This window comes from Streptomyces sp. LZ34, from assembly GCF_053890475.1.
Map to the genome: position 1 here is coordinate 461,773 of NZ_CM132680.1, position 13,134 is coordinate 474,906.

Annotated in this window: 10 protein-coding genes; 5 read left to right on the plus strand and 5 right to left on the minus strand. The window is 70.5% G+C overall.

The genetic code is table 11. From position 1 onward, the window contains the following. Window positions 1–4: 4 nt before the first annotated feature. Entirely contained in the window at window positions 5–949 is a 945-nt protein-coding gene (locus ACWY4P_RS01850) for an NADP-dependent oxidoreductase (protein WP_456208314.1), read from the plus strand. A 131-nt stretch (window positions 950–1,080) separates the two neighbouring features. Beyond that, window positions 1,081–2,529: an NADP-dependent phosphogluconate dehydrogenase gene (gndA, locus tag ACWY4P_RS01855; protein ID WP_456208315.1), complete on the plus strand. Its 1,449-nt coding sequence runs from the start codon at window positions 1,081–1,083 to the stop codon at window positions 2,527–2,529. A gap of 88 nt (window positions 2,530–2,617) precedes the next feature. On the opposite strand, the gene ACWY4P_RS01860 is transcribed toward gndA, so the two are convergent. The 5 genes from ACWY4P_RS01860 to ACWY4P_RS01880 form a co-directional block, all read right to left on the minus strand. After that, complete coding sequence (locus ACWY4P_RS01860; RefSeq protein WP_456208316.1) at window positions 2,618–3,847, minus strand: hypothetical protein; 1,230 nt, start codon at window positions 3,845–3,847, stop codon at window positions 2,618–2,620. 7 nt (window positions 3,848–3,854) lie between these two features. Further along, window positions 3,855–4,433: a hypothetical protein gene (locus tag ACWY4P_RS01865; RefSeq protein WP_456208317.1), complete on the minus strand. Its 579-nt coding sequence runs from the start codon at window positions 4,431–4,433 to the stop codon at window positions 3,855–3,857. Between the two features lie 2 nt (window positions 4,434–4,435). Next, window positions 4,436–5,809, minus strand: a complete 1,374-nt coding sequence (locus ACWY4P_RS01870) for a hypothetical protein (protein ID WP_456208318.1) — start codon at window positions 5,807–5,809, stop codon at window positions 4,436–4,438. Continuing rightward, window positions 5,802–8,282, minus strand: coding sequence for a hypothetical protein (locus ACWY4P_RS01875; RefSeq protein ID WP_456208319.1), 2,481 nt, complete (start codon window positions 8,280–8,282; stop codon window positions 5,802–5,804). Before ACWY4P_RS01875 ends, ACWY4P_RS01870 begins: the two co-directional genes overlap by 8 nt. A 558-nt stretch (window positions 8,283–8,840) precedes the next feature. Then, window positions 8,841–9,578, minus strand: coding sequence for a LuxR C-terminal-related transcriptional regulator (locus ACWY4P_RS01880; protein ID WP_456208320.1), 738 nt, complete (start codon window positions 9,576–9,578; stop codon window positions 8,841–8,843). A 562-nt stretch (window positions 9,579–10,140) separates the two neighbouring features. Between ACWY4P_RS01880 and ACWY4P_RS01885 the strand changes: the two genes are divergently transcribed. From ACWY4P_RS01885 to ACWY4P_RS01895, 3 genes are read left to right on the plus strand one after another with little or no spacing between them, the layout of a single operon-like run. Continuing rightward, window positions 10,141–10,869 (plus strand): AMP-binding protein, encoded by a 729-nt coding sequence (locus tag ACWY4P_RS01885; RefSeq protein ID WP_456208321.1) that lies wholly within the window; start codon window positions 10,141–10,143, stop codon window positions 10,867–10,869. 14 nt (window positions 10,870–10,883) lie between these two features. Beyond that, the gene (locus tag ACWY4P_RS01890) at window positions 10,884–11,498 is read left to right on the plus strand and encodes a hypothetical protein (protein WP_456208322.1); all 615 of its coding nucleotides are present in this window, start codon (window positions 10,884–10,886) and stop codon (window positions 11,496–11,498) included. 36 nt (window positions 11,499–11,534) lie between these two features. Further along, window positions 11,535–13,133, plus strand: coding sequence for an aldehyde dehydrogenase family protein (locus tag ACWY4P_RS01895; RefSeq protein ID WP_456208323.1), 1,599 nt, complete (start codon window positions 11,535–11,537; stop codon window positions 13,131–13,133). Window position 13,134 lies beyond the last annotated feature (1 nt).

A 13,134-nucleotide genomic window follows, 5' to 3' on the forward strand; every position in this document is an offset into this window, starting at 1 on the left:
CACGATGCCGAACGCCTACGGATTCACCGCGTACGGCGGCCCGGAGACGGAGCGCTTCCTGGACCTTCCGCTCCCCTCCCCGGGACCGGGAGAGCTCCTCATCGAGGTGCACGCGGCGGGCGTCAACCCGGTGGACTGGAAGGTGCGCGAGGGAATGCACCGGTCGTTTCTGCCCCTGGACTTCCCCGCGGTCCTCGGGCGCGAGGCGGCCGGGGTGGTCGTAGGGCTCGGGCCGGGAGTCGAGGGGTTCGCGGTGGGCGACGCGGTGTTCGGCAGCAGTGCGCGCGGCTGCGGCGGCTACGCATACCACGCCGTCCTGACCGCCGACCACACGGTCCCGAAGCCGGACGGACTGTCGTACACCGACGCGGCGTCCCTGCCGGTGGCGGCGGGGACCGCGTACGACGCCCTGCTCCAATTGGGCCTGGCCGCCAAGGACACCCTGCTGATCCTGGGCATCGGCGGCGGCGTGGGGGTGGCGGCCGCCCAACTCGCCGTGTCGAGGGGCGTGGTGGTCGTGGGAACCGCGTCCCGGGCGAAGCGGGATTTCGTGGCGTCCCTGGGGGCCACACCCGTCTCCTACAACACCGACGACACCGCGGCCACCGCGGCCCGGCTGGCCAAGGCTCTCCCCCACGGTGTCGACGCCGTGCTCGACCTGGTGGGCGGCGACGGGCTGGACACGGTCTCCGGGCTGCTGTCCCCGGGCTGCCGTGTCCGCACCGTCGCCGACCCGGACACCGCGGCCCGCTTCGGCGCCCGGCCGCTGTCCCGCACCAACCGGGCGGAGGCACTCGTCGAACTGGCGCGCCATGTCGAGGACGGCAGCCTCGACCCCCAGGTCCGGGAGATCTTCCCCTTCGCCGAGGCCCCGGCCGCCCTCCGTGCGGTCGAGTCCGGCCACCCCTGGGGAAAAGTGGTGCTGGAGATGCGGGCGAGTCTCAAGTGACGCCCTCCCCCACGGGGCACAGACCCGGCCGCCGTCGCCACCGGCATTGAAACGTCCCGGCCCCCGCTCCGTACCTGCTGTCACGGGATCGCCCGCCCCCTGACCACCTGCCACAGTCAAGGAACTGCCCGATGAACACTTCTACTTCCCTCGGTTCTCTCGGCGTCACCGGCCTGGGAGTCATGGGCCGCAACCTGGCCCGCAACTTCGCCCGCCACGGCTACCCCGTCGCCGTCCACAACCGCACCGGGAACCGCACCCGCGCGCTCATCGAGGAGTTCGGCCACGAGGGCACCTTCCTCCCCGCCGAGACGGCCGAGGAGTTCGTGGCCGCCCTGGAGCGCCCTCGCCGCCTGGTGATCATGGTGCAGGCGGGCGCGGCCACCGACGCCGTCATCGACGAGTTCGCCCCGCTGCTGGAACCCGGCGACATGATCATCGACGGTGGCAACGCCCACTTCACCGACACCCGCCGCCGCGAGGCCGCCCTGCGCGAGCGCGGTCTCCACTTCGTCGGCACCGGCATCTCCGGCGGCGAGGAGGGCGCCCTGAACGGCCCGTCCATCATGGTCGGCGGATCGACGGAGTCGTACACCGTCCTCGGCCCGATGTTCGAGACCATCAGCGCGAAGATCGACGGCGAGCCGTGCGCCACCCACATCGGCACCGACGGCGCCGGACACTTCGTCAAGATGGTCCACAACGGCATCGAGTACGCCGATATGCAGCTCATCGCCGAGGCGTACGACCTGCTCCGCCAGGTCGCCGGATACACCCCCGCCGAGATCGCGGACATCTTCCGCACCTGGAACGAGGGCCGGCTCGGCTCCTACCTGATCGAGATCACCGCCGAGGTCCTCGCCCACACCGACGCCCACACCGGCGACCCCTTCGTCGACGTCGTCGCCGACGCCGCGGGCCAGAAGGGCACCGGCCGCTGGACCGTGCAGACCGCCCTGGACCTGGCCTCCCCGGTCACCGCCATCGCCCAGGCCACCTTCGCCCGCGCCGCCTCCGGCCAGGCCGAGTTGCGCGCCGCCTACCGCGGCCTGCCCGGCGGCACCACGCCCCCGCTCAGCCGCACCGAGGCCGCACGGTTCACCGCGCAGGTCGAGCACGCCCTGTACGCCTCCAAGGTCATCGCCTACGACCAGGGCTGGAAGATGATCCAGGACGCGGCCGCCGAGTACGGCTGGAAGATCGACCTCGGAGCGGTCGCCCGGATCTGGCGCGGCGGCTGCATCATCCGCGCCTCCTTCCTGGACCGCATCCGTGCCGCCTACGCCGCCGACCCCGACCTGGTCAGCCTGGTCGGCGAGCAGAGCTTCACCGCGGAGATCACCGACGCCCAGGTGCCCTGGCGCGAGATCGTCGCCTCCGCCGCCCGCCGCGGCATCCCCGTCCCCGCCTTCTCCACGGCCCTCGCCTACTACGACACCCTGCGCGCCGACCGTCTGCCCGCCGCGCTCCTCCAGGGCCAGCGCGACTACTTCGGCGCCCACACCTACCGGCGCACCGACCGCCCCGGCACCTTCCACACCCAGTGGTCGCACCCCGACCGCCCGGAGACGATCGGCTGAGGCTCGCGGCGCCCCGCCACTCGCGCACCCCGGGTGCGGCCCCGGACAGCCATGTCCGGGGCCGCACCCGGCGCCCGTCGCACCGCGATCAGCGGATGGGCATCGGGTCCTTGGCACCGCTCGGCGCGGCGTGCACCGCCGCGCCGTGCCGGCTTCCCGACGCCCCGGTGCCCACCGACGCGGGCGCCGAGGTGATCACGCTCGCGTTGCCGAGCGCCCGTACGGTGCCGGGGTCCAGACGGGTGGCGCGGGAGCGGATGTTGGTGCCCGTGACATGCGACCAGTGGTGGATGATCCGGTCCATGACCGGGCGCAGCTGCGAACCGCGGGTGTAGAAGTACTCCGGCTGCTGGGTCGGCTCCAGCCTCCGCTCGATCGAGTACAGCAGCAGCGAGACATCCGGACCGAGTTGCAGGAACGACCGGGAGTCCTGGTGTGCGTCCAGTTTGACCCGGGCGCCGAGCCGCCGCAGCCGCTCATGCGGGGTGCTGGCGGTGGCCCGCAGGTCCCGCACCACCGGGCTCTCCCAGCTGATCGCCAGATGCAGCCAGGACAGGAACGTCACCGCGACGAACTCCTCGTGCGCCAGCCCCGCCTGCGACGGGCCGCGCCGGTCCAGCATGACGTCGCCGATCTCCTGGACCAGGTCCTGGATGCGGAAGTCGTCCGTCGGATTCGCGCCCGAGGTGTTGCTGGAGTGCTGGATCCCGATGGACACCTCCTCCAGCAGCTGCTCGAAGACCACCGGGAAGCGCTGGTTGATGACGTCGGTGCGGTGGTACGGATACGCCCCGGGCTTGCCGCCACGGCCGTGGTTCAGATCGAGCCCGAGCAGACGGTGGTAGGCGTTGCGGCGGACGGCGTCCGCGTCCGGCCGTAGCTCGCCGGTGACGGCGAGCACCGAGAGGGGGCCGGGGTCGCGGAAGAACAGCCGCTCGGTCTGGTCCAGCCACTGCAGGGTCTCGGCGGAGGGCGTGTTGAAGTTCTCCGTGTTGAAGAAGGACACCAGGATGCGGCGGAAGATCTCCAGGATCCGGGTGTTCTCCAGCATGTAGGCGTAGATGAGATGGTCGGTCTTCTCCGGCAGCGGAAGCTCGGTGCCCTGGAAGCTCGTCAGCACCCTTCTGGCGTTCTCCTGGGCGTCGCGGGCGTAGGCGGGGTCCCGTACGGGGAAGGACTCGCTCTTCTGCTGCCAGGTCGCCTCGATCAGCGAGGCCAGGTCGCCCGCCGTCTGCCGGGAGAGGAACTCCGCCACCTGCGCGAATGTCTTCTTGGGCTGGGAAGCCGCCAGCAGGGCGCCGGCAAGTTGCATAAACACGGGTCGGTCACCTCTCGGGAGTCAGGACATCGGCGGGCAGGGAGAGCCGGCGGCGGGAGACGGTCGTGTCCGGGCTGTACGTCCGTGTCTCGTCGGCCGTGTCCTTGTAGACGATGCTGCCGGTGACGGCGAAGGGGCCGGGCCCGTTCGGAATACGCACGGGAGCCACGAGATAGCCGCCCGGGGCCACGGTAGGCTTCTGCCCGCCCGGGTAGGTGTACCGCTCCACACCGTCGATCCTGATCGAGACCTTGAACGCCTCGGGCTTCGACGGAGAGTTCGCCACGTGGGTGATGAGCTGCGCCTGTGACTCGGCCGCGTCGTTCCAGCGGGTGGCGAAAGGGGGATACGCCGGTGTCGGCTTGCGCCCGGCGATGGCGTCGTGCGCGGTGAGGAACTCCGCGTACAGGGAGTTGAACGAGGCCGCGCCCAGCTTCTCCTCGTCGGTGAGCTCCTGCCGGGCCAGCCGCCGCGGCAGCAGGCGCAGCTGTTCGGCGATCTGCTGCAGCGGGTTCGGTGCCGGGTCCGCCGCGATGGCGACCGCGGTGCCGGACTCGATCGGTTTGGGTGTGGTCGTGTTGGTCATGGTCAGCCTTTCCTGCCGAGCGCCAGCAGCCAGTTCTCGAACTCCGCGCGTGCCTGCTCCGCGTCCGGGCCGTCGAGCGACAGCCGCAGGCAGCCCAGGGCGAGAATCCGGAGTGGTTCCGCATCGGCCCAGTAGTCGGATGTGTAGAGCGCGGGCCCGCCGCGTCGGGCCAGGGCGGCCAGCTCGCCGGGCGACACCCGGCCGGGATCCAGCAACGCCGCGAGCGGCCGTCCGCGGAAGGCGGACGCGGACTGGCGCAGACACACCCGCGCCAGCCGGGGGATCACCGGTACGGCCCGCCGCAGCGCGTCCTGGCGCTCCTTCGGCAGGTCGTCGAGCGGGTATGAGCGCAGCCAGGCGCGCTCCATGTCGTCCCAGGGCCCGCTGCCGTACCAGTCGCGGCACATCGCGGTGCCGAGCAGGACGCGCAGATACGCGGGCGGGTGCGGGTCGCCCACCAGCACGGTGGTCACGGCCTGCGGCGGTCCCGCGATGACGTCGTGCAGGGCGGCCAGGGCCGCGTAGCCGGTGTGCGCGAAGGCGTACGCGTCCGCGGCGATCTCCTGCGCCCACTGCGCCCAGGCGTCGGCGACGGCCTCGCCGCCCGGGCGGGCGGCGGCGTGCAGCGCGCGGGCCAGTTCCTCGTTCCAGCCGAGCTGGAACGCGACCTGGTGGCCGGTCTCGTGGATGAGGGCGGTCGGCCGGAGCAGATTGTGCCGGGTGATCTTGATGGCCGCCACCGGGCTGATCGCCGCCGGATCCCACAGCCGCACACCGGCGCGCAGGATCGAGGCCCCCATCCCCTTGTCGATGTAGGTGAGCACCTCGGGCACGGGCTGCCCGAGACGCGGCAGAACCGCCGTCATACTGCGAACGGCGAGATAGTCGCAGGCGCGCAGCAGAGCGGCCAGTCGCTGCCCGGTACGGGTGTTGACAGCGTCGCCATAGAAGTCGGCGACCGTCTCCACACGCTGGATGTCGCGGCGCACCGCGACCACACCCCGGCGCACGGCCTGCAACTCCTCCACCGTACGGGCCCGGGCCAGCGCGCCCGTGAGCGCGCGGGCCTTCGGGCGCAGCCGGTCCACGGCGCGCTGGAGTTCGGAGCGGAGCGCGAGGCCGAGCCGGTGCTCCAGCGAGGCCCAGGCGGCCGCCGAAGCGAAGTTCTCCGGCTGGGCCAGGCCCTCGGTGGCGGCGGTCCAGTGCGCGAGCTGCCGGGCGGTCTGGACACGCAGCGCCGCCGTGTCCGGTCCCTCCTGCGGTGCGGTGGCGGTGGCTGCGGTCTGCGGCCGGGGGGCCGCCGCGTCGTGCACAGCGGCGGGCGGAGGCGTCTCGACCGGTACCGCTCGGGGTCTCGGCCGGAGCGTCTCAACCACGGTGGTGGCCCGCCTTGACCTCCACCTTGGCGGCGGGCTCGGCGGCGAGCGCACCGATGGCCCGGGACACCTCCGGCCGGGAGGGCAGCCGACGCCCCAGGATGCCGGTGACGATCCCGACCAGCGGGGCGCCGGGCAGGGTGACGACCAGCGTGACCCCGTCCCGCGGGTCCTGGAGCGCGCGGGCGAACTCGTCGACGCGGCCCTTGAAGTACTGCGCGAACGCCTGACCCGCCGCCCGCTTCAGCCCCTCCGCGATGGCCTCACGCAGCCGTGGCGGGAGCGACGAGACGAACTCCTCGCCCTCGTCCGCCGGGGACAGATGCGAGGACTGCTCGTATGCCTCGCGGAACACCCGCACATTCCGGCCTTCGCTGCCGAGCAGCGCCGTGACCGTGGACTCGGCCAGCGCGGAGGCGAGACTGCCGAGGAAGGGGCCCACGGCGGGCGGTGTGCCCGCCGACCGCAGGATCTCCTGCGCCCGCTCCTCGGCCAGGTGGAGCGCGATGGTCAGGCTCTCCTGGCCCGCCGGGGCGTCGACGGTGACATGCACCTCGGTGGGCCTGCGCAGCTGCTCGGGCGCCGCCTCGCCGCCGCCCGCGGACCGGGCCGGGCCCGAGCCCGGCGGCCGGTCGGCCGGCTCGATGCCGTACAGCCGTACCCCGCTGGGAAGTTGGCGCCCCTTGGCGACCTTCGGGACCTGCGCCATGCCGAGCCCGGGGTGGCCGAGGAGGGAGTCGGCGGCCTGTCGGGTGAGCGGCAGCAGGGCCAGCAGCCGGGCGCCTCCGCGGCCGGCGCCGCGCCGCTCGGCGGCCTCGATCTGGCGCGCCCAGGTGTGGGCGCCGGCCTCGTACAGATGGATCTTCAGCCGGACGGGGAAGGCGCGCACCCGGAACCGGTCCCGCAACACCGTCGCCAGGGGTGTCCCGCCGCCGGTGCGCAGCGTGGCGGCCTGCTTGGCGCCGACCTCCACCTCGAAGACGCGCGAGTACTTCTTGTAGCGCAGCTGTCCCTTGGCGCCGCGCGGCAGCGGCACCCACATGCCCTTCACCCCGCGGGCCTCCGTCTCCTCCAGGTCCTCGCGCAGGAGGGTGGAGGGGATGTTCGCGGCGGCGGCGACGTTGAACGCCTTACCCGCGGCGACCTCGAGGCGCACCGGGTCCTCCAGCTCCTCGGCGGGGAGCTGGGCCAGCTGCCGGACGGTGTCCTCGGCGGTGGCGGCGAGCGCGCTCGCCGCCAGCCGCTCCGGCGCTTCCGCGGCCGTCTCCAGGCTGAGGAGCTTCAGCCCGGCGTCGGCGATCGCCGTCGCCAGGATGCGGGCGTTGCGCGGCCCGGTGAACTTGCCGATGAGCGCGGCGAGCAGATTGGACAGCGCTCCGACGACGTTCTGCCGGCCGGCGATCTGAATGATCTTGCGCACGATGGGCAGCGCGGCCATCACAACCGGCAGGAACTCCTCCAGCGCGGGCCGCGGATCACCGCCGTCCGGCAGCCGGCTGAGCGCCTCGGTGAACCGCTCCCGGGCCTCCGCCAACGCCTCGGCCTCGGCGGCCGGGCTCTGCTGTCCGTACACCTCGCCCGCCCCACCGGACAGGGACTGCGCCGCCTCCGCGGCCCAGGCCTCGCGCTCGCTCTCGTCGCGCGCCAGCAGCAGGCCGGCCGTGGCACCGGCGAGTTCCAGGCTGAGCAGGGCGGCGGGGGCCGGATCCCCACCGAGCGCCTGCGCGGCCGGGGCGTGGGCCAGGCTCTCGGCCGCCTCGGACTCTTCGGCCTCCTCGGCCTCCGTCATCGGCGCCTCGCGCAGCAACTGGCGGGCGAGCTGGGTGGCGATCGGGCGGACCGGGGCGGGCAGCCGGCCGATGCCGATCTTCAGCACCCGCGTCAGCAACGGCTGGACGATGGGGCGCAGTTGACGCAGGATGAGGCCTATGGGCATCACCTTGGCCACCGCCTGCACACCCGTCTTGACGGCCTGGACGCCCTTCTTCGCCAGATTCACCGCCCCGCTCACGGCCTTCTTCGCGAAGTTCTTCAGGGCTCCGAAGAACTGCTCGAATGCGGGCGACTCCCCCGGGGCGGCCGGCGGTGCCACCGACTCGAAGACGCTCTCCAGCTCGGCCTCGGTGAGCGAGCGCGTGTCCGCCTCACCCGCGGCTTCGGCGAGCGCCTCCAGATACCGCTCGGCCTGCTCGGCGAGCGCCTCCAGACGCTCGCGCACCGGCTGCTCCGCCGCCTCCGAGGCCGTGGCGCCCACGAGAGCAGCCGCGTGCTCGGCATGTAACGCCGCGGTCTCCTCGAGCAGTTCGGAGAGGGCCTCTTCCATCTCGTCCGAGTAGAGCTCGGCGAGCAGTTCCCGCACCGCCTCGCTGTGCGCGTCCACGGGCCCGCGCCCGGTGTCGCGGGCCGCGCCTCTGAACGGGCTGTCCAGGTACGACGCGGACGGTGCCTCGGTCCATTCTTCTTCGTCGGACACACTCCCCCGCTCTTCCGAGCGGAATGGGGAGGTGGGTGCCCATGCCTGATGATCGGTCAGTGTCACGCTTCCCCCGTCAGTCTCAAGCGAATTACCGAACCAGTGGCGATGATAGGACGCACCGATGGACATAGTGGCGAGATGCACGTATTCCGGATGAGTGGGTCCTATGTGATTTGAGCGCATAAGATCGCCCCGGGTTCGCACACCACGCCCTTCGGCCCGAGTAGCCTGTTCAGGTGCGCTGGAAGGAACAGGCAGCCGGCGTGGTCGTCGGCGCGGCGGTGGGCGGCCGGCAGCGGCTCTCTCATGGCGACCGCGCAGCCCGGGAAGACACTGCCGTCTTCCACGAACTCGTACGCATCGCCCTCGACGGTGCCGACCCTCTTGCGGCGCTGCCGGGCCCCGGCAACCCCCCGCTGCGGCTACCGGAACTCCTCGGCCTCGCACACCGCCTCGTCGCCCGACCCGAGCCCCACGCCCCGGAAGTCCGCTCAGCGTCAGGGCCGACGACCCGGACCTGGACGGCGGATGAGGGCCGTCCAGGTCGTGCGGCGCTTAGGCGCTGTTGGCGTTCGACATCGGGCCCGAGACCCGCTGCCGCGGTATCACCAGGCCGAACTCATAGCTCAGGGCGACGGCTTGGGCCCTGCTGCTGATTTCCAGCTTTCCCATGGCGCGGTTGAGATGTGTCTTCACGGTCGCTTCGCTGATGTGAAGAATCTTGGCGACGGTCGAGTTCCCGTACCCCTTGGCGACAAGCTTGAGAACCTCGGCCTCGCGCATGGTGAGCGTAGCCAGCCTCGAGCCGTCGTATTCGAGTGGCGTGGTGCGATGGGTGCAGATGTCGATCAGACGCGACATGACGCCGGGCGAGAAGACCATATTGCCGCGGGCGGCGGCCGTGACGGCCGCGGTCATCTGCTCCGGCGGGATGTTCTTCAGGAGAATGCCGCGGGCACCTACATGAAGGGCCGCGTATATGGCATTGTCATCAACCGTCGAGGTGACGAGGAGCGCGGTCGGTGGGTCCTCGGGGTCCGCCTCCAAGATGCGCTGGATGGTCTCCGCCCCGCCGAGGTCCGGGAAATCGGTGTCGATGATGACGATATCCGGTTTGGCGCTCTCCGCCAACGTACAAGCTGTTTCACTGTCCGCGGCCTGAGCCACCACCCGCAGCCCCGGCACCGCGTTCAAGAGAGCGGAGAGCCCCAGTCTCGTCCAGGGATGTGCATCCGCGATGAGTAATGTGGTCTCCACATCGGCCGCCACATCACTGTTTCCCCCGCCGTTCAAATGACCCTCCTCTGGGCCGCACCAGCCGACCAAGCACCAGAAACCCTTGCATGAGCCGGTGACACACGCAAGGAAAAACTGACCGCGCAGGTGGTCGATTACTCGTAAGTCGGCAGAATCCAGGCCTTCCCGGTCAACGGGTGAACAGGTGATGAAGGACGCGGATGGGGTTCTTGCTGCGCGGCACCGCTCTCCGGCCACGGGATCGTTTCCACTCCGTGCGGTAGCCCGAAGAGACAGGCCGCATACCGCCACTTGACAGGTGGCGTACCACAAACCCCTTCCCACCTGCGACAAGGCGCGGAATTACTGCTTCCCTTTCCCCGCCTGCCGGTCGGCCCGGCCAAGCCCGGCTCACCGTCCTGGAGTACAGCGGAGCCGAATACGGTCAAGGGTGGATGGCGGGCATCCGCAGAGAGTGCAGTTACGGCTACACCGGCCGCTGTATGTTCGCGATTGGCTACGTTGATACGTTCATCCGCACGCCACTGGAAATGCCGAGTGTCTTACCGGGTAAATGTTCCCCTGCCGGGGGGAATGCACACGTGGAGGTTTCCGTTACGTGAGCTTGTCTCGTGTCATTAGTAGAATGTTGTCTACTACCCGAGGGTTCACGTTCGTCTCAGAAGAGTCGGCCGAATTTCTCAGCTTCGCTGACCTCAAAGAGGCCGCCGAGGACATCGGCAGAAGGGTCGCTGCCGCCGGTTTCACGCCAGGGGACCGCGCCATTCTCATGCTCTCGGACCAGCGTGAGTTCATCACCGCCTTCATGGGAATGGTGCGGGCCGGAGTGACTCCGGTCCCGGTCTTCCCGCCCGCCCTGCCGACCCGGACCGAGGCCTACCGGGAACGTCTGGCCTCCCTTCATGCGTCGTGCCTGCCGCGGCAGGTCATCGCCGATGAGCGACTCTTCGACCTGTGCGCGGAGTGCGTCGGCGAGCGGCCGTTGCTCTATGCCCAGCTGTCCGCCGGTGAAGCGACCGGGCGCCTCCTGGAACCGTCGGGTGACTCCCCCCTCTTCTTGCCGTACACCCCCGAGGGCTCCACCCGGCCCACTCCGCCGTACGCATTCGCGCGGCGCTTTGCCTCCGCGGGGTTCCCGGAGCCGACGGTCACACCGTCGTACGGCCTCGCCCCTCATCGGGCGAAGGAATCACTCGATGACGATCTACCGAAGAGCGGGAACGCACAGGACGCCCCGATCGGGATCGCCGCCGACTGGCTGACCGGCGTATGGCAACAGTGCGCGGTCAGGTTTCCCGCTGTTTCGCGAACTCCAGATGGGAAGTGATGAAAGTGATCGAAGTGAAGACGTCCACGGACTTGGACACGATTGTTGACACTCTTACCGCGGCCTTTATCGAGGACGACCCGATCGTCAATTGGCTGATACCGCACGGGACTCCGGACCGGGAGCGCTACCTGCGCGGTTTCCTGCGCGCCTGGGTGAAGTTCATGCTGGACCACGAGGGGACCGCCATCGTCACGGCGGACCACAGCGGCGTCATCGTGTGGGAGCCCTCGCCCTCGGGGAGGACGGTCCCCATACCGGCGGAGGACGAGGAGGCGTTCCTCGCCGACATCGCCGCGTCCACCGGCCCCGCGGAAAAACGCTGCCTCCAGCTCATCGAAGCGCTCGACACGAACTATCCGCGCGACCTTCCGCCGCACGGACATGTCGCGCTCGCGGCCGTCCGCCCGGATGCGCGGGGGACGGATACCCGGACCGCCCTCACCGACGAGCTGGTGCGACTCGCCGTCACCCTTGACCTCGGAGGCTACTGCGAGGCCTCGTCCGAGCGGAACGCCCTGCTGTGGGAGCGGCTCGGTATGCAACGCATCGGTGAGGCGATCCAACTGCCCGAATCCGATGTCAGCTTGATTCCCATGTTCATTCCGCCGCCCAGGGGCCACGCTTGAGCGTGCCGGCGGGGCCGACTGGGAGGGGGCCTGTTGATGCGTGAAAACCCATTGCACAGTTACAAGCTCTATATCGCGGGCAAGGACGTCGAGGGCGACGGCTGGGTTTACACCGTCAGCGCACAGTCGCTGCTCGAAGACGTGTTCACGAGCGTCAGCCTGAAAAGGGATCTGGAGCGGAATCCCGAATCCGCGGCCGCGGAGCATCCTTACGTGGTGGGCCGCTGCGCCGTCGCGTCCGATGCGGCGATCGATCTGGCCACGGAGGCCGCGGCCTCGGCCGCACCGGGCTGGGCGGCGGTCCCGCTGGAGCGCCGGATGCGGCTGGGCACGCTGTTCCGCGAAGCACTCGGCCGCCGCCGGGACGAGTTCCTGGACATGCTGGTCTCCGAGGGGCACCCGGTCAGCCTGGCCCGCTGGGAACTCAGCTGCCTGTTCCAGGTCTACAGCGAGGAAAGCCTGGACTGGTACCGGCAGCGGATGCACACCGAGTTCGAGCACGCCGGGCGGCGGCTGATCGTACGCCGCCAGCCCGACGGCGTGGTCGCCTTCAACCCGCCGCAGAACGCCCCCGCGCCCAGCGCCGCCCTCGCGGTGCTCGCCCTGATGGCGGGCAACGCCGTCGTCGTACGGGCGCCCCGCTCCATCGCCCTGTCCACCATGTGGGTGCTGCGCGACGTCGTCGCTCCGCTGCTCGACGAGGTCGGGGCGCCCCCCGGTGTGCTCAACGCTGTCTGCTCCAACCCGAAGCAGACGCTGGACCGGTGGATCGAGAGCCCGCTCATCGACGACATCTTCTACATCGGCGGCAGCAAGGAGGGCCTGCGCTTCCAGGAGCAGTGCGTCGCACACGGCAAGAAGCCGATCCTGGAGCTGGCCGGCAACGACAGCATCGTCGTGTGGAAGGGCGCGGACCTGAAGCGCGCCGCCGAGGCGATCTGTGAGTCGTTCTACGGATCCGGGCAGATCTGCATGGTGCCCAACTGCGTCCTGGTGCACCCCGCCGTCGCGGACGAGCTGATCGCCGCGGTCAAGGAGCAGGTCAAGACCGTACGTCCCGGCTACCCGGAGGACGAGGGCGTGCTGCTGTCCCCGGTCCGCCGCAGCGAGCGCTTCTTCGGACTGCTCCGGCAGGCCCTGGACAATGGCGCGGAGCTGGTCACCGGTGGCAGGCGCACCGAACTGGACGGCACCCCTTCGGACACCGGCGTCTTCCTCCAGCCCACCGTGGTGCGGGTGAACGGGCTGCCCGGCGCGCGCCGCTTCGACGTCGTACGTCAGGAGACGTTCTTCCCACTGCTGCCGGTCGTCGTCCCGGAGCCGTCCGGCGACGACGAACTCCTCGACGGGTTCATCGAGTTCGTCAACAGCAACGAGTACGGACTGCGCAACTCGCTGTGGGCCGAGTCCGACGACGTCATCGACGCGTTTGTGCAGCGCGTCGTCAATGGCGGCCTGCTGAAGATCAACGACTCGCACATCGGGTTTCTGCCCTATCTGCCCAGCCACGGCGGCACCGGCCTGACCGGCGGCGTCTTCGGCGAGGCCAACTACCCGATGCTCAAGACCTCGCACCTTCAGGGCGTGTCCATCGCCCGTGACGCCAGCCCGCGTGAGGCGGTCTTCGGGTCCTGAC

Coding starts and splice junctions, on each gene's coding strand:
- ACWY4P_RS01865 (WP_456208317.1), bottom strand. CDS start 4,433: ATGACCAACACGACCACACCCAAACCGATCGAGTCCGGCACCGCGGTC.
- gndA (WP_456208315.1), top strand. CDS start 1,081: ATGAACACTTCTACTTCCCTCGGTTCTCTCGGCGTCACCGGCCTGGGA.
- ACWY4P_RS01850 (WP_456208314.1), top strand. CDS start 5: ATGCCGAACGCCTACGGATTCACCGCGTACGGCGGCCCGGAGACGGAG.
- ACWY4P_RS01895 (WP_456208323.1), top strand. CDS start 11,535: ATGCGTGAAAACCCATTGCACAGTTACAAGCTCTATATCGCGGGCAAG.